Source organism: Nonomuraea sp. NPDC050451, assembly GCF_044458585.1.
Window position 1 is genome coordinate 225,596 of record NZ_JBITHZ010000013.1, and the last position, 15,320, is coordinate 240,915.

Annotated in this window: 15 protein-coding genes; 10 read left to right on the top strand and 5 right to left on the bottom strand. The window is 70.5% G+C overall.

Translation table 11 applies throughout. The features are described from left to right. The first annotated feature begins 95 nt into the window (after window positions 1–95). A complete protein-coding gene (locus ACIBI9_RS34605; protein WP_397228308.1) occupies window positions 96–935 on the top strand; it encodes a MurR/RpiR family transcriptional regulator in 840 nt (279 codons plus the stop codon). Here the strand turns inward: ACIBI9_RS34605 and ACIBI9_RS34610 are convergent. The 3 genes from ACIBI9_RS34610 to ACIBI9_RS34620 are packed head-to-tail and all read right to left on the bottom strand — an operon-like array spanning window position 915 to window position 3,164. Then, window positions 915–1,664: an ABC transporter permease gene (locus ACIBI9_RS34610; RefSeq protein ID WP_397228310.1), complete on the bottom strand. Its 750-nt coding sequence runs from the start codon at window positions 1,662–1,664 to the stop codon at window positions 915–917. The two genes, ACIBI9_RS34605 and ACIBI9_RS34610, sit on opposite strands and share 21 nt — an antisense overlap. Continuing rightward, window positions 1,661–2,614, bottom strand: coding sequence for an ATP-binding cassette domain-containing protein (locus ACIBI9_RS34615; protein WP_397228312.1), 954 nt, complete (start codon window positions 2,612–2,614; stop codon window positions 1,661–1,663). The genes ACIBI9_RS34610 and ACIBI9_RS34615 overlap by 4 nt, the downstream gene beginning before the upstream one ends. 16 nt (window positions 2,615–2,630) lie before the next feature. Then, the gene (locus ACIBI9_RS34620) at window positions 2,631–3,164 is read right to left on the bottom strand and encodes a PadR family transcriptional regulator (protein WP_397228314.1); all 534 of its coding nucleotides are present in this window, start codon (window positions 3,162–3,164) and stop codon (window positions 2,631–2,633) included. Window positions 3,165–3,220: 56 nt separating this feature from the next. On the opposite strand from ACIBI9_RS34620, the gene ACIBI9_RS34625 reads away from it, so the two are divergent. From ACIBI9_RS34625 to ACIBI9_RS34645, 5 genes are all read left to right on the top strand, one after another. Beyond that, window positions 3,221–3,907: an SDR family oxidoreductase gene (locus tag ACIBI9_RS34625; RefSeq protein ID WP_397228316.1), complete on the top strand. Its 687-nt coding sequence runs from the start codon at window positions 3,221–3,223 to the stop codon at window positions 3,905–3,907. 26 nt (window positions 3,908–3,933) lie between these two features. Further along, on the top strand, window positions 3,934–5,103 hold the full coding sequence (locus ACIBI9_RS34630) for an allantoate amidohydrolase (protein WP_397228318.1): 1,170 nt from the start codon (window positions 3,934–3,936) through the stop codon (window positions 5,101–5,103). After that, window positions 5,094–6,416: a formimidoylglutamate deiminase gene (locus tag ACIBI9_RS34635; protein WP_397228320.1), complete on the top strand. Its 1,323-nt coding sequence runs from the start codon at window positions 5,094–5,096 to the stop codon at window positions 6,414–6,416. The genes ACIBI9_RS34630 and ACIBI9_RS34635 overlap by 10 nt, the downstream gene beginning before the upstream one ends. Then, window positions 6,413–7,558 carry an imidazolonepropionase gene (hutI, locus tag ACIBI9_RS34640; RefSeq protein WP_397228322.1) on the top strand — a complete coding sequence of 382 codons (1,146 nt, stop codon included), beginning with the start codon at window positions 6,413–6,415 and terminating at the stop codon, window positions 7,556–7,558. The genes ACIBI9_RS34635 and hutI overlap by 4 nt, the downstream gene beginning before the upstream one ends. Window positions 7,559–7,662: 104 nt before the next feature. Then, on the top strand, window positions 7,663–8,604 hold the full coding sequence (locus tag ACIBI9_RS34645; RefSeq protein ID WP_192790669.1) for an RNA polymerase sigma factor RpoD/SigA: 942 nt from the start codon (window positions 7,663–7,665) through the stop codon (window positions 8,602–8,604). Between the two features lie 114 nt (window positions 8,605–8,718). Here ACIBI9_RS34645 and ACIBI9_RS34650 read toward each other — a convergent pair whose 3' ends face one another. Further along, complete coding sequence (locus tag ACIBI9_RS34650; RefSeq protein WP_397228324.1) at window positions 8,719–9,285, bottom strand: TetR/AcrR family transcriptional regulator; 567 nt, start codon at window positions 9,283–9,285, stop codon at window positions 8,719–8,721. Window positions 9,286–9,367: 82 nt separating this feature from the next. Here ACIBI9_RS34650 and ACIBI9_RS34655 point away from each other — a divergent pair, with 82 nt between their 5' ends. Both ACIBI9_RS34655 and ACIBI9_RS34660 read left to right on the top strand, forming a co-directional pair. Beyond that, on the top strand, window positions 9,368–10,171 hold the full coding sequence (locus ACIBI9_RS34655) for an alpha/beta fold hydrolase (protein ID WP_397228326.1): 804 nt from the start codon (window positions 9,368–9,370) through the stop codon (window positions 10,169–10,171). Window positions 10,172–10,720: 549 nt separating this feature from the next. Further along, window positions 10,721–12,337: an IS200/IS605 family accessory protein TnpB-related protein gene (locus ACIBI9_RS34660; protein WP_397228328.1), complete on the top strand. Its 1,617-nt coding sequence runs from the start codon at window positions 10,721–10,723 to the stop codon at window positions 12,335–12,337. 146 nt (window positions 12,338–12,483) lie between these two features. Here the strand turns inward: ACIBI9_RS34660 and ACIBI9_RS34665 are convergent, their stop codons facing one another. Then, window positions 12,484–13,413 (bottom strand): ABC transporter substrate-binding protein, encoded by a 930-nt coding sequence (locus ACIBI9_RS34665; protein ID WP_397228330.1) that lies wholly within the window; start codon window positions 13,411–13,413, stop codon window positions 12,484–12,486. Window positions 13,414–13,616: 203 nt separating this feature from the next. Here ACIBI9_RS34665 and ACIBI9_RS34670 point away from each other — a divergent pair, with 203 nt between their 5' ends. Beyond that, the gene (locus tag ACIBI9_RS34670; protein ID WP_397228332.1) at window positions 13,617–14,927 is read left to right on the top strand and encodes an ammonium transporter; all 1,311 of its coding nucleotides are present in this window, start codon (window positions 13,617–13,619) and stop codon (window positions 14,925–14,927) included. Next, on the top strand, window positions 14,924–15,262 hold the full coding sequence (locus tag ACIBI9_RS34675; protein WP_192790675.1) for a P-II family nitrogen regulator: 339 nt from the start codon (window positions 14,924–14,926) through the stop codon (window positions 15,260–15,262). The genes ACIBI9_RS34670 and ACIBI9_RS34675 overlap by 4 nt, the downstream gene beginning before the upstream one ends. Window positions 15,263–15,320 lie beyond the last annotated feature (58 nt).

Consider the following 15,320-nt stretch of genomic DNA (forward strand, 5'->3'; position numbering starts at 1 on the left):
CCCTCCGCCATCCACCGACCCCGCGCGCGGTGGGTGGGATGGGGGTTGTGAGGGTGGTGGGATGAGAATGCGGGGCGGGAAGCGTTGGAGGTGGCGTGGCGGACGGATATCACGGTGGGCTGGGTGTGCTGCTGGATGGCCGGAGGCTGTCGCCCGTGCAGCGGAGGATCGCGCACTACCTCACCGAGCATCTCGATGAGGCGATCTTCCTGTCCAGCGTTGAGCTGGCCGAGCGGGCCGGGGTGAGCCAGCCGTCCGTGACCCGGTTCGCCATGGTGCTGGGGTTCGCCGGATACCCCGAGCTGCGCCAGGCGCTGCGCCCGCTCGTGCTGGGCGGCGGCGCGGGGGTGGCGGAGCCGCAGGAGAGCCTGCTGCGCGGGGCCATCGACTGCGAGATCCGCAACCTCGCGATCGTCAGGGAGCGGCTGGCGGCCTTCCCGCTCAAGGAGCTCGGCGAGCAGCTGGCCGCCACCGAGCCGCTGCCCGTGGTGGGGCTGCGGGTCTCCTGCGGGCTGGCCACCACCTTCGCGTACTACGCCCGCCGCATCCACCCCGACGTGCGGCTGCTCACGCACGGCGGGTCGGAGCTGGTCGACGGGCTGCACGCCGCCCGCAGGGCGGGCGCGGAGTGGGTGGTGGCCGTGGTCCTGCCGAGATATCCGGCGGAGGCCGTGCAGGCGCTGGAGTACGCGGAGAAGATGGGGCTGCGGGTGGCCGCGATAACGGATAAGTCGGATTTTCCGGCGGAGGTCGTGCTGGACGCCCCCGTCGGCGACCGGCTCGTGTTCGACTCGCACGCGGCGCCGCTCGCCCTGGCCATGGCCCTGGTCGAGGCCATGGCCGACGCGGCGCCGCTGCGCACCCAGGCCCGACTGGAGGAGTACGAGCGGATGACCGACGAGACCGGTACGTTCCTACCCGGCGATCCTGCGTAGCGAGCGCATCGACCAGATCGTGGTGAGCACCGCCAGCACGATGAACACCGCGAACGCGATCGGGATCGACGAATCCGACAACCGGCCGGCGAACAGCGCCCGCCCCGCCTCGACCGCGTGGTAGAGCGGGTTGATCGGCGCGAGCGTCTGCATCCAGCCGGGCGCGAACGAGATCGGGATGAACAGCCCGGCCAGCAGCATGATCGGCAGCATGAACAGGTTGAGCGTCTGCGACATGCCGTTCTCGTCACGCACGGTCAGCGCCAGCCCCTGGGACAGCCCCGAGGCGAACAGCCCGGTGGCGGCCATGAGCAGCAGCACCAGCAGCAGCTCGACGGCCCCGATGCGCACGCCCATCGCGATGGCCACGACCAGCACGAGGATCGCCTGGCACACCAGCACGATCATGTCCTTGGCCACCCGCCCGAGCACGATGGCCGGCCGCCAGGCGGGGCTGACGGCGTACCGTTCGAGCGAGCCGTTACGCAGGTCGGCGATCAGCCCGAACCCCGAGAACAGCGCTCCGAAGACCGCGATCATCATCATCGACGCCGGCGTGAACATCCGCAGCGCGTCCACCGTCGAGCCACCCGGCGTCAGCGACTTCAGCAGCGGCGCGAACATGAGCAGATATAACACCGGCTGCATGATGCCGAACAGCGGCCAGATCGGGTTGCTGAACGACTTCTTCAGCTCGTAGCCGGTGAACAGGGCGATGTGGCGGATCATGAGGCGGCTCCGGTGTCGCGGAGGGAACGGCCGGTCTTGGCCAGGAAGACGTCGTCGAGCGTGGAGCGGTCGAGCGCGATCGAGCTCAGCCCCAGCCCCTGCTCCTCAAGGGCCCGCAGCAGCGCGGGCAGCGTGTGCTCGCCGTCGTCGACGTAGACGCGCAGCAGGTCCTCGTCGACACGGGTCTCGCGGGCGTACGGCTTGAGCGTGTCCGCGGCCCGCTCCAGGTCGTCCACCCTGAGCGTGATCACGTCGCCGGAGACCTGCCGCTTGAGCTCCCCGGGCGTGCCCTCGGCCACGACCTGGCCGTGGTCGACGATCATGAGGCGGTCGCACAGCGCGTCGGCCTCGTCGAGGTAGTGGGTGCTGAGCAGCACGCTCGTGCCGGCCTCGCGCAGCTGCCTGATGCGGTCCCAGAGATTGGCGCGGTTCTGCGGGTCGAGGCCGGTGGTGGGCTCGTCGAGGAAGAGCAGCGGCGGGTTGTGCACCAGCCCGATCGCGATGGCCACCCGCCGCTTCTGCCCGCCCGACAGGGTACGGCCGGGGCGGTCGGCCATCTCGGTCAGGTCGAAGCGCTCCAGCACCTCGGCGGTGGCCTGCTTCGGGTCGGCCATGGCGTGGATCTTGGCGGCCATCATGATCTGGGCCCTGGCGCTCGTGGTGTCCTCCACGCCGCCGGCCTGGCTCACGTACCCGAGCTTGCGCCGGACGGCGGCGGGCTCCTTGAGCAGGTCGTGGCCCGCGATGGTGGCCGCGCCCGCGTCGGGGGCGATCAGCGTGGAGAGCATCCTGATGGTGGTGGTCTTGCCGGCCCCGTTGGGGCCGAGCACGCCGAAGATCTCGCCTTGCGCGACCTCGAGGTCCACGCCGCGGACGGCCTCTACGGTCTGCGTGCCTTTCCTGCTCCTGGTGGTGAACGTCTTTCGCAGGCCCTGCGCCTGAATGATCATTGGGGGGTTCAGCTCCTTAGGGCAATTCGTCGGCCTCAACCCGTTCGATGGCTTTCTCGACCCAGTCGAGCTGGGCCTGGACCATGGCTCTGTTGAGACGGAGGTTCTCGTCCACGTGCTGGGGAGCGCCGAAGCGCTGCTTGGCGCCGAGGGCATGTCCAAGGATCTCGACGCTCATTCTGAGCTGCTGCGTCCTGCCATAGAGAGCCGGCAGAATCTCCTGTTTTTCCAGCCGATCCATGAACGTCAGCGCCACCTGGAACGGGTCGACGATGGGCTTGACCTCGTGCCAGGCGGTCATCAACATCCGGTGGAACTCTTCGCGGCCCTGCTCGGTCAGTTCGTATACGACCTTGCCGCCCCTGCCTGCCTCGACGACGGCCAGGAGTCCTTCGTCGGCCATCTTGCTCAGCCCGTGATAGATCGACCCGAAGGCGACGTTCGCCCATTGGTCGGTGCCCATCACCTCCAGCCGGCGGCGGACCCCGTAGCCGTTCATGGGGCCGTCGAGCAGAGCGCCGAGGATGAGGATGCGCGTCGAAGCAGACATGAGTACAAGTTTGTATTCAAATTTGAGCAGTCGTCAACATCAATAAGCTGATCTCCATGAACGAACGACCGACTGCGCTGGTCACAGGCGCTTCGCGCGGGATCGGCGCGGCCGTGGCCGAGGCGCTGGGCCCCACGCACCACGTGATACTCAACGGCCGCGACGAGGAGTCGCTGGCCGCCGTGGCGGCCGGGCTGCCCGACGCGCGGGTCTGGCCGGCGGAGCTGACGGGGCTCACGGAGGCGGACGTCGCGGGGATCGACCGGCTCGACGTGCTCGTGCACTCCGCCGGGATCAACCGGATGGGCCGGATCGCCGACCTGTCCGCCGCCGCGTGGCGCGAGACGCTGGAGGTGAACGTCGTCGCGGTCGCCGAGCTGACCAGGCTGCTGCTGCCCGCCCTGCGCAGGGCCGGGGGACACGTGGTCTGCGTCAACTCGGGTTCCGGGCAGCGGGCCAACCCCGAGTGGGGCGCCTACGCGGCCAGCAAGTTCGCGCTGAAGGCGTTCGCCGACGCGCTGCGGCTGGAGGAGCCGCGGCTGCGGGTGACGACCGTCTACCCGGGCCGCACGGCCACCGACATGCAGCGCGAGCTGCGCCGCTACGAGGGCGGCGAGTTCGAGCCCGAGAAGTACCTCACGCCGCAGGGCGTGGCGCGGGCCGTGCTGGCCGCCGTCACCGCCGGCCCCGACGCCCACCTCACCGAGCTGACCCTCCGGCCCAGGGGTGGCCCTGTCAACTGAATGGATCCATTCACTACAGTGGGGCCATGCTTGAACCACTCGCGCACATAGGACGGGATCCGGCGACCGGGGGCTACGTCAGGGACGCCTGGTCGGACGCTGACATGGAGCTACGCGAGTGGTTCGCGGGCGAGGCCCGGCGGCGGGGGCTCGACCTGCGCGAAGACCGCAACGGCAACCTCTGGGCCTGGTGGGGCGACCCCTCGGGCCGCCCTGGCGTGGTGACCGGGAGCCACCTCGACTCCGTACGGCAGGGCGGCGCCTACGACGGGCCGCTCGGGGTGGTGTCGGCCTTCGCCGCCCTGGACCTGCTGAAGGAGCGCGGGGTCACGCCGCCCAGGCCGGTCGGCGTGGTCTGCTTCACCGACGAGGAGGGCGCCAGGTTCGGGGTGCCGTGCATGGGGTCGAGGCTGCTCACGGGCGTGCTGGAGCCCGAGCGGGCCCTCGCGCTCACCGACGACTCCGGCGACACGCTGGCCGACGTCATGACGAAGGCCGGGCGCGCGCCGTACGAGCTGGGGCGGGACGACGAGACGCTCGCCACGGTCGGCACGTTCGTGGAGCTCCACGTCGAGCAGGGCCAGGCACTCGTCCACGAAGGGCGGCCGGTGGGCGTGGCCGCGGCGATCTGGCCGCACGGACGCTGGCGCTTCGACTTCCACGGCCGGGCCGACCACGCGGGCACCACCCGGCTGGCCGACCGGGACGACCCGATGCTGCCGTTCGCCCGCATGGTGCTGGCCGCCCGCGCGGCCGCGGAGCGCCGCGACGTGGTGGCCACGGTCGGCAAGGTACGCGTCTCGCCGGGCAACGCCAACGCGATCCCCGGCCTGGTCTCGGCCTGGCTCGACGCCCGAGGGGCGGACGAGGACGCCGTACGCGCCCTCGTCGCCGAGCTGACCGAGGAGGCGCAGGCAACGGTGCGGGAGGAGTCGTGGACCCCGGTCGTCGACTTCGACGTGCCGCTCAGGGAACGCCTGGCCAGGGTCGCGGGAGGTGACACGCCGGCGCCCGTCCTGCCCACGGGGGCGGGTCACGACGCGGGGATCCTGGCCTCGGCGGGCGTCCCGAGCGCGATGCTGTTCGTCAGGAATCCCACCGGCGTGTCCCATTCCCCCGACGAGCACGCCGAGCGGGCAGACTGCGAGGCGGGAGTCGTCGCCCTCGCGGACGTGCTGGAGGACCTGTGTCGCTGACGTACTGGTGCGAACAGGCCTGGCTGCCCGGCGGGGTCGCGGAGGGCGTGCTCATCGAGGTCGACGGCGCCAGGATCGCGAGCGTCGGCCAGGGCCCGCCGGGCACGGCCGAGCGCCTGCCGGGGATCACCGTTCCGGGCCTGGCCAACGCCCACTCCCACGCCTTCCACCGCGCGCTGCGCGGCACCGCCCAGGTGGGCAAGGGCGACTTCTGGACCTGGCGCGAGCGGATGTACGAGGTGGCGGCGGCGCTGGAGCCCGACTCGTACCTCCAACTGGCCAGGGCCGTCTACGCCGAGATGGCGCTGGCCGGGGTGACCTGCGTGGGCGAGTTCCACTACCTGCACCACGGGCCGGACGGCCGGCCGTACGACGACGCCAACGAGATGGGCCACGCCCTCGTCCGCGCGGCCCGCGAGGCAGGCCTGCGCATCGCGCTGCTCGACACCTGCTACCTGTCCGGCGGCATCGGCGTCCCGCTCACCGGCGCGCAGCTGCGCTTCACCGACGGCGACGCCGAGCGCTGGGCGGTCAGGGCCGACGACCTGGCGGCGGCCTACGAGGGGCAGCACGACGTGGAGATCGGCGCGGCCATCCACTCCGTACGCGCGGTGCCGCCGGAGCAGATGTCGGTCGTGGCCGAGTTCTCCCACCGGCACGCGGGCCCCCTCCACATGCACGTGTCCGAGCAGCCGGCCGAGAACGCCGCCTGCGTGGAGATGTACGCGGCCACGCCGGTCCAGGTGCTGCACGAGCGGGGCGCTCTGGGGCCGCGCTCGACCGCCGTGCACGCCACTCACCTGACCGACGTGGACATCGAGCTGATCGCCAAGTCCGGTACGCACATCTGCATGTGCCCCACCACCGAACGCGACCTCGCCGACGGCATCGGCCCGGCCAGGGCGGCCGCCGACCGGGGCGCGCAGATCACGCTCGGCTCCGACAGCCACGCCGTGATCGACCTGTTCGAGGAGGCGCGGGGGGTCGAGCTGGACGAGCGGCTGAGCAGCGGCAAGCGCGGCAACTGGAGCGCCGCCGACCTGCTCGCCGCCGCGACCGTCGCCGGCCACGCCTCCCTCGGCTTCCCCGACGCGGGCCTGCTGGTGCCCGGCGCGTGGGCCGACCTGGTCTCGGTACGGCTCGACTCCGTACGTACGGCGGGCGCGAGCGGACCGGAGGCCGTGGTGTTCGCGGCCACGGCGGCGGACGTGCACTCGGTGGTCTCCGGCGGCCGCCGCGTCGTCACGGACGGGCGGCACCGGCTCGGCGACGTCGGATCCATGCTGGCCGAGGCGATACGGAGGGTGAGATGAGCACGACGCTGATCGACGGGATCGGATCGCTGTACACCGGCGACCCCGAGCGCGAGGAGATCCCCGACGCGGCGCTGGTCATGGCGGACGGCCTGGTCGCCTGGGCCGGGCCCGCCGCCCAGGCCCCCGACGCCGACGAGCGGGTGGACGTCGAGGGCCGCGCCGTCATCCCCGGCTTCGTGGACAGCCACGCCCACCTGATCTTCGCGGGTGACCGGACGGCCGAGTTCCAGGCCCGCATGTCCGGCGAGCCGTACACCGGGGGCGGCATCAGGACGACGGTCGCCGCCACCCGGCAGGCCGGCGACGCGGAGCTGGCCGCCCACGCGCGTGCCCTGGTCAACGAGATGCTCGCCCAGGGCACCACGACCGTCGAGATCAAGAGCGGCTACGGCCTGACCGTCGAGGACGAGCGGCGCTCGCTGGAGATCGCCGCCGGGCTGACCGGCGAGACCACGTTCCTGGGGGCGCACGTCGTGCCCGCCGGCATGGACGCCGACTCCTACGTGCGGCTGGTCGCCGGGGAGATGCTCGACGCGTGCGCCCCGTACGCCAAGTGGGTCGACGTGTTCTGCGAGCGCGGGGCCTTCGACGGCGACCAGACGCGCGAGATCCTGGGCGCGGGGCTCAAGGCGGGGCTGGGCGTGCGGGTGCACGCCAACCAGCTCGGGGAGGGGCCCGGCGTGCGCATCGCCTGCGAGCTGGGCGCCGCCTCGGCCGACCACTGCACCCATCTGACGCCGGCCGACGTGGACGCGCTGGCGTCGTCGGACACGGTGGCGACGCTGCTGCCGGGGGCGGAGTTCTCGACGCGGTCGCCGTACCCGGACGCCCGGAGGCTGATCGACGCGGGGGCGACCGTGGCGCTGGCGACCGACTGCAACCCGGGGTCGTCGTTCACGTCGTCGATGGCGTTCTGCGTGGCGCTGGCCGTCCGCGAGATGCGGATGACGCCGCTGGAGGCGATCAGGGCGGCGACGTACGGCGGGGCGCGCGCGCTGCGCCGTACGGACGTAGGCTGGCTGCGGCCCGGGGCCCGTGCGGACCTCGTCGTCCTCGATGCCCCCTCCTATGTACACCTTGCTTACCGGCCCGGCGTCCCCCTCGTTCACCAGGTGTTTCGCGGCGGTCTCCTCCTTTAGGAGGACATCCAGAACCATCCCTGCGACGTACTGCTTTTGGGAATCTTTGCATTTGGCCGGACGTTGGCCGGGTATAGAACGCAGCTGCGGAACGAGGTGCGGGGATGGCAAGGCCTACGGGGAGTCGCACGCAGGAGCAGCACATCGCCGAGCGCGATCTGCTGGGGACCTACCTGGCTGAGATCGGCCGGGTCCCGCTGCTCACGGCGGAGGAAGAGGTGGAGCTCGCCAAGCGGATCGAGGCGGGTCTCTTCGCCGAGCAGCTGCTCGACAGCGGGGGCTCGGAGCCGCGTATCGGGGACGCGGCCGACGAGGAGTTGGAGCGGCTGGCCATCTCCGGCCAGCGGGCGAAGGACGAGTTCATCCAGGCCAACCTGCGCCTGGTGGTGGCGGTGGCCCGGAAATACTCGGGGCGGGGGATGCCGCTGATCGACCTGGTGCAGGAGGGCAATCTGGGGCTGGTCAGGGCCGTGGAGAAGTTCGACTACCGGCGGGGGTACAAGTTCTCCACGTACGCGACGTGGTGGATCCGGCAGTCGGTGGGGCGTGCCATCCACGAGCAGGCCCGCCCGGTGCGCCTGCCCACGCACGCGGGGGAGCAGATGACGCGGCTGATGCGGGTCCGCCGCGACATGCTGGCGGAGTTCGACGCCGAGCCCACGGACGACGATCTCGCCGAGATCCTCGACCTGCCGATCGAGCGCGTACGCGAGCTGCGGCGCTGGGCCTCCGACCCGGTCTCGCTCCAGCTCGGGGTGGGCGACGAGGACGAGACGGAGCTCGGCGACATGATCGCCGACGAGACGTGGGCCGATCCCGAGCAGCAGGCCATCGACATCCTGGAGCGCGAGCGGCTCGATCAGTGGCTGACGGGGCTCGAGGGCGACACCAGCGAGATGCTGCGGTGGCGGTACGGGCTGGTGGACGGGCGCGAGCACACGCTCACTGAGGTCGGGGAACGCTACGGGATCGGCCGCGACCGCGCCCGCCGCATCGAACGCGACGCCCTGGCCCGCCTCCGCAAAATGGCCACCGCCGCCGCCTGACCGGCCTCCGCCGTTCCGCGTCCCGCCGACGCGGCGCTTTGGCCTGGGCGGCGCCTTTGACGGTGGGTGGCCCGGGATGGTGTGCTCGGTCGGGGGTGGCGTCCCAGCGGGGGGCTAGTGGTGGAGGATGCGGCGGAGGAATTCTTCGACGGCGGCAACCGCGATGGTGTGGTCGCCGCCGCGGGCCACCATTAGGGCGCTCTCGTTGACGGCCGCCAGCAGCATGTGCGCGTGCAGGTCCAGGAACTCGGCCGGTACCGCCCCCGTGGCCCCCAGGGCCGCCTTCAGCATCCCGAACGAGTAGCGCTCCTCCATGGCCCGCCACCGCTCCCAGCCCATCACCGAAGGCGCGTCGATGAGGACGATGCGTTTGATGACCGGGTCCCCGGCGAGCGAGATCCAGGCCAGTACGCCGGCGCGGAGGGCGGCCGCCGGGTCGGTGATGCCGCGGACGGCTTGCCGGATCTTGGCGCCGATGGCCGACTCCGTGGCCTCCAGCACCGCCTCGAAGAGGGCGTCCTTGCCGGCGTAGTGGTGGTACAGCGCCCCCCGGCTCAGCCCCGACTCCTGCAGCACCGCCTCGATGGAGGTGTCGTCGTAGCCCCGGTCGGCGAACAGCCGCGTGGCGATCGCCAGGACCCTGTCGCGGGTGGCCGCGCCGCGTTCCGCCTTGAGGTTCATGGACCCACCATAGACAAACCGACCATCAGTCGGTAATTTCGTAGACCGACAGTCGGTTTGTAATCTGCCCGAGGAGGGTCCCATGGAGGGCATCAGTTACGTCGACGTGGGGGAAGGGCCGGTCAGCCTGTTCGTGCACGGTGTCGGCACCAGCTCGTACCTGTGGCGCAACGTCATCGCCGCGTTCCGCGACGAGCGTCGCTGCGTGGCGATCGACCTGCCGCTGCACGGCGGCAGCGCCCCGCGCGACGACCTGTCGATCCCCGCGCTGGCCGAGGCCGTCGAGGAGCTGTGCGAGGGGCTCGGGCTCAGCGAGGTGGATCTCGTCGCCAACGACACCGGCGGCGCCGTGGCCCAGGTCTTCGCCGTACGCCACCGCGAGCGCCTGCGTACGCTCACCCTCACCAACTGCGACGTCCACACCAACACCCCGCCCGAGGCGTTCAAGCCCACGGTCGACCTGGCCGCCAGGGGCGAGCTGGCCGCGCTCACCGCGCTCGTGCTGGACCAGCCGGAGCTCCTGGCCCAGACCGCGTACGGCGAGGGCTACGGGCGGATCGACGACCCGGCGGCGCTGGTCGACGCGTACCTGAGGCCGATCTTCGCCAAGCCCGACGGCGGCCGGGCCTTCGAGCGCCTGCTGACCTCGATCGACGCCAAGGACATGATCGCCATCGAGCCGCAGCTCACCGTGCTGACCGTGCCGACGCTCCTGGTCTGGGGCACGGGAGACGTGTTCTTCGACGTGAGCTGGGCCCGGTGGCTGCGGGACACGATCCCCGGGGTCAAGGAGATCGTCGAGATCGAGGGCGGGCGGTTGTTCTTCCCCGATGATCGGGCGGATGAGCTGGTGCCGCATCTGAGGTGGTTCTGGGCGCAGCCGTAAGATCGCCCCATGTATCTGGAGGCCGTGCGGCGCTACCCCGTCAAGTCGATGCTTGGGAGGGACTCGCTGAGAGCGAGCTATAGCTGATCGACGCGCCTCTTGAGGGCGCCGAGTTCGAGCGTTCGGTGCCGGAGCGGGTGCTGGCCGAGGGCATCGAGGCGGAGGGCCCCCACACTGTCGGCACGCTTGCGCCGCCTCGCCCGCCGGGACGCTCTTCGATTTCGCCCCGATCCACCTCATCGCAATCTCGGCGATCGCGCGGATCGGCGCACTCGGCCCGTGTGGCTCCGTCGAGGCCCTCCGTTGCCGGCCCAACCTGGTGATCGGGACGGAGGTGGAGCGACTGGCACTTGTCGTGCACATGTTCTACTCGACTGCTCCAACTCTTGGTATCGTTGCAGCAACGCAGCGTGAAAACTCGGAGGAGGCGAGTGGCCATCATGCGAGCGTGCCCGTTCGGGCGCGATCCGAAAGCGCTGACGATGTGGCGTGCCTGCGTTCGCTGGTCGGCCACGGGCCGTGCCGGCATCGCGTGGGAGGCCCGCCGGCATGGCTGAGCTGCGCCCGATCGGCCCCGCTTTCGTCGTGGCCGGCCCGTCCGGTGTCGCCGTCCGCGACCGGCTCAAGCACCTCACTCCCGCAGATGAGCAGGTGTTGCGCCTGGTCGGCGTGCATCTGGGCGCGCTGGCCTCCGCCGATCTGAAAGCCCGGTGCGCCGATGGGCTGGGGCACTGCGCCGGAAGCTGGGCGGCCCGCAAGCGCGAGCTGACCGTGCAGTCGTCGGCGCGTTGGGCCGGGGCCATCACCAAAGCGTCACATGATCAGTGGGCGCTGGCCCGCCGCGGCCAGGCCGACCACATACGCGACCTTGAAGCCGCCATCGCCACGATCACCCGCCGACTGTCTCAGCCCGTCGGGAAGAAGGGCGCCCGCAAGGAACCGGGCGGCTACCGGTCGGCGCAGGAGTGGTTCGCCAAGTCCCGCCGCCTGGGCGTGCTGCAGGACCGACTGCAACGGCGGCGGGCCGAGCAGCAGGCCGGGCGGGTGCGTGTGGTGCGGGGCGGCAAACGCCTCGCCCGCGCCCGACACCGCCTGGAGGCCGCAGGGCTCACCCAGGCCGAGTGGCGGCAGAGGTGGGAGGCCGAGCGCTGGTTTCTGGCCGCCGACGGCGAGTCCGGCAAACGCTACGGCAACGAGACCATCCGCATCACCCCCGACGGCCAGGCGTCGATCAAGCTGCCCGCACCGCTGGCACATCACGCGAACGCGGCACACGGCCGCTACGTGCTGGCCTGCCGGGTGGCCTTCGCCCACCGGGGCACGGAGTGGCGGGATCGTATCGAGGCCAACCGGGCCGTGGCCTATCGCATCCACCTGGACGTTCAGCGGGGACGCTGGTACATCACCGCCTCCTGGCAGATCCCTGCGGCCCCGGCCGCGCCGATGTCGGCTGCGCTCGCCCACGGGGTGATCGGCGTGGACACCAACGCCGACCACCTGGCCGCCTGGCGCCTGGACACCCACGGCAACCCGATCGGCAACCCCCGCCGCTTCACCTACGACCTGAACGGGACCGCCGAACACCGCGACGCCCAGGTCCGCCACGCCCTGACCCGGCTGCTGCACTGGGCCGGCGCCTGCGGCGTGAACGCCATCGCCATCGAAGACCTCGACTTCACCGCGGACAAGACCCGGGAGAAGCACGGCCGCCGCAAACGCTTCCGCCAGCTGATCTCCGGCATGCCCACGAGCAGGCTGCGCGCCCGACTGACGTCGATGGCCGACCAGAGCGGGATCGCGATCATCGCCGCCGACCCCGCCTACACCTCCAAATGGGGCGCCCAGCACTGGCAACAGCCCCTCACCACCACCAAACGCACGACCACCCGCCACGACGCAGCCGCCGTGGCGATCGGCAGACGCGCCCAAGGGCACCCGATCCGGCGTCGGACGGCACCGCCCCCTGTCCACCGGAGCGATGAGCAGGGGCATCGGACCGCCCAGGCAGGACCGGAACCCCGCGGGCGTGAGGGAACCCGCCCCCGCATCCCCGGACCACGGACACGATCCGTGCCGCCCGGACGCGGCGAGAACGCGGGCGACCAGAACGCTCAACACCGTTCGGAGCGTTCGGCTGAGCACACGCAACTCATGCTCAGTCCATAGGAACGGTTCGTGGAGAACGACTGCATTGCGGAGGCACAACCGGGTGCCCGTGTTCGACATGGGGCCGCAGCCGTGCGCGGGGGTGTACGCGCGAGTGGTGCGGCCCGGGAGGGTCAGGAAGGGCGACCGGGTACGCGTGGCGGGGCTTACGACGCCAGCGGCGTGAGGTATTTGTCCAGGTCGTCCAGGATCTTGCCGGCCGCCGTGACGCCGATGCCGGTCATCCAGATCTCATCGTCCACGTTGTGCGCGTTGTTGGACTTGACCGCGCCGAGGTTCTTCCACAGCGGCCCGCCGGTCACCGTGGTCTGCGACTTGACGGCCGCCTCCCCGTACGCGGTGTAGAAGATCGCGTCGCCGTCCGCCTGGGCGATGTTCTCCTGGCTCAGCTTGCCGAAGCGCTTGTCGGCCTGGTCGGCCAGCTTCTGCACCTCGGGCCGCTGGATGCCCGCGTCACCCACCACGATGCCGCTGAAGGACTCGGGCCCGTACATGCGGATCTCGGTGGGCATGAACCGCACGATGCTCACCTTAAGCTTCGAGAACTTCGCGCCCACCTCCTTGGCGCGCGTCTCATAGGTGGACAGCAGCTGCTGGGCCTGGTCCTTCTTGCCCAGCGCCTCGGCGTCGAGCAGGAAGTTCTCCTTCCAGGTGATGCCCACCTTCTCGGTGAACACGGTCGGCGCGATCTTGCTGAGCTTGTCGTAGAACGCCGCCTGCCGGAACTTGCTGCCCAGGATGAGGTCCGGCTGGAGCGCCATGATGGCCTCGATGTTGGGGGCCTGGGTGGTGCCGACCGCCTTGGTGGCCGACAGGGCCGAGCCGAGGTAGGCGGGCCACTTCTGGTTCTGGGACGCCTGCGCCGCGCCGACGGGCGCCAGGCCGAGCGAGACCATCGAGTCGAGCTTGTCCGTGTCGAGCACCACCACCCGCTTGGGGGTCATCGGCACCTTCGTCTCTCCCATGGCGTGCTTGACGGTCCGGGTCGGTCCCGCCTCCTGCGAGGACGTGGAAGTGCCGCAGGCGGCGAGGGCGAGGACGGGGAGCATGGCGGCGACGGCCAGGCGAAGACGCATCGGCATTCCTTGATCGGAGGTTAGGCAAACCTAAGTATCTCATGCCTGATATTGCTGAGCCGAAATGGGATGTGTGAGAACACCGAAACGCGTCCGAAACACCAGTGTGGCGAGATTCACGAATGTGAAACACGCCTGGTCGAGTCATGAAACCGCGGACGAACACGCTGTGGCCACACGTCACATGTAAGGAGGGTCGCGTCGTGAAGATCGATAGCGGCACCACAGCCTGGATGCTCGCGGCCACCGCGCTGGTGTTGCTGATGACTCCGGGTCTCGCTTTCTTCTACGGGGGCATGACCAGGGCCAAGAGTGTCCTGAACATGATGATGATGTCGTTCGGCGCCATCATCACGGTGACCATCGCCTGGGTGCTGTTCGGGCACTCGCTGGCGTTCACCGACAACCCCAGCTCGGCGATCAACAACGTGGTCGGCGGCTTCGACGCACTCGGCCTGCAAAGTCTGGTGGACACGGCCACCAAGGACGACGGCACCGGCATGCCGAGCCTGGTCTTCTCCGCCTTCCAGCTGACCTTCGCCATCATCACCGTCGCGCTGATCAGCGGCGCGATCGCGGACCGGGCGAAGTTCGGGGCGTGGATCCTCTTCTCCATCCTCTGGGCGACGATCGTCTACTTCCCGGTCGCCCACTGGGTGTGGGGCACCGGCTGGCTCAACACGATGGGCATCGAGGACTTCGCGGGCGGCACGGTCGTCCACATCAACGCCGGTGCCGCGGGCCTGGCACTGTGTCTCGTGCTCGGCAAGCGCGCCGGCTGGCGCAAGGAGCCGATGCGGCCGCACAACCTCCCCTTCGTCCTGCTCGGCGCGGGCCTGCTGTGGTTCGGCTGGTTCGGCTTCAACGCCGGCTCCGAGCTGGCCGTCGACGGCACGGCCGGCCTGGCGTTCATGAACACCCAGATCGCCACCGCGGTCGCCGCGGGCGCCTGGCTCGTCGTGGAGAAGATGCGCGACGGGCACGCCACCAGCCTCGGCGTCGCCTCCGGCGCGATCGCCGGTCTGGTCGCCATCACCCCCGCCTGTGGTTTCGTGGACCCGTGGGCCGCGATGCTCATCGGCCTGCTCGCCGGCGTCATCTGCGCCTACGCCGTCGGCCTGAAGTACAAGCTCGGCTTCGACGACTCGCTCGACGTGGTCGGCGTGCACCTGGTGGGTGGCGTCATCGGCGCCGTCTCGCTCGGCTTCCTGGCCGCCTACCCCTTCCTCGAACAGCAGAGCAAGGGTCTGTTCTACGGCGACGGATTCGGCCAGCTGGGCCTGCAGGTGCTCGGCCCGGTCGCGGTCGGCGGCTACTCCTTCGTCATCACCTGGGTTCTCGGGAAGATCATCGACAAGACGATGGGCTTCCGGATCTCCACCGAGGACGAGCGCACCGGTATCGACGTCACCGCGCACGCCGAGACGGGGTACGACCTCGGCACGGTCTACGCCTCCGGCGTGACCTCCCCCAACGGGCCCACCGCCCCGGCTGCTAAGAAGGTGGACGCATGAGGCTCATCACCGCGATCATCAAGCCCTTCAAGCTGGATGACGTGAAGGCCGCACTGGAACAGTTCGGCATCAAGGGAATGACGGTCAGCGAGGCGAGCGGCTACGGCCGCCAGCGCGGCCACACCGAGGTCTACCGCGGCGCCGAGTACCAGGTCGACCTGGTGCCGAAGGTCCGCCTGGAGGTCCTCGCCGAAGAGGATGACGCCGAGGACGTGATCGACGTCATCGTCAAGGCGGCGCACACCGGCAAGATCGGCGACGGCAAGGTCTGGTCCGTCCCGGTGGACACCGTCGTCCGTGTTCGCACGGGAGAGCGGGGTCCTGAAGCCCTGTGACCCGGCGGGGCTCGGCCGAAACGACGGATCCACGGCGACGCCCGGACGACGGCGTCCG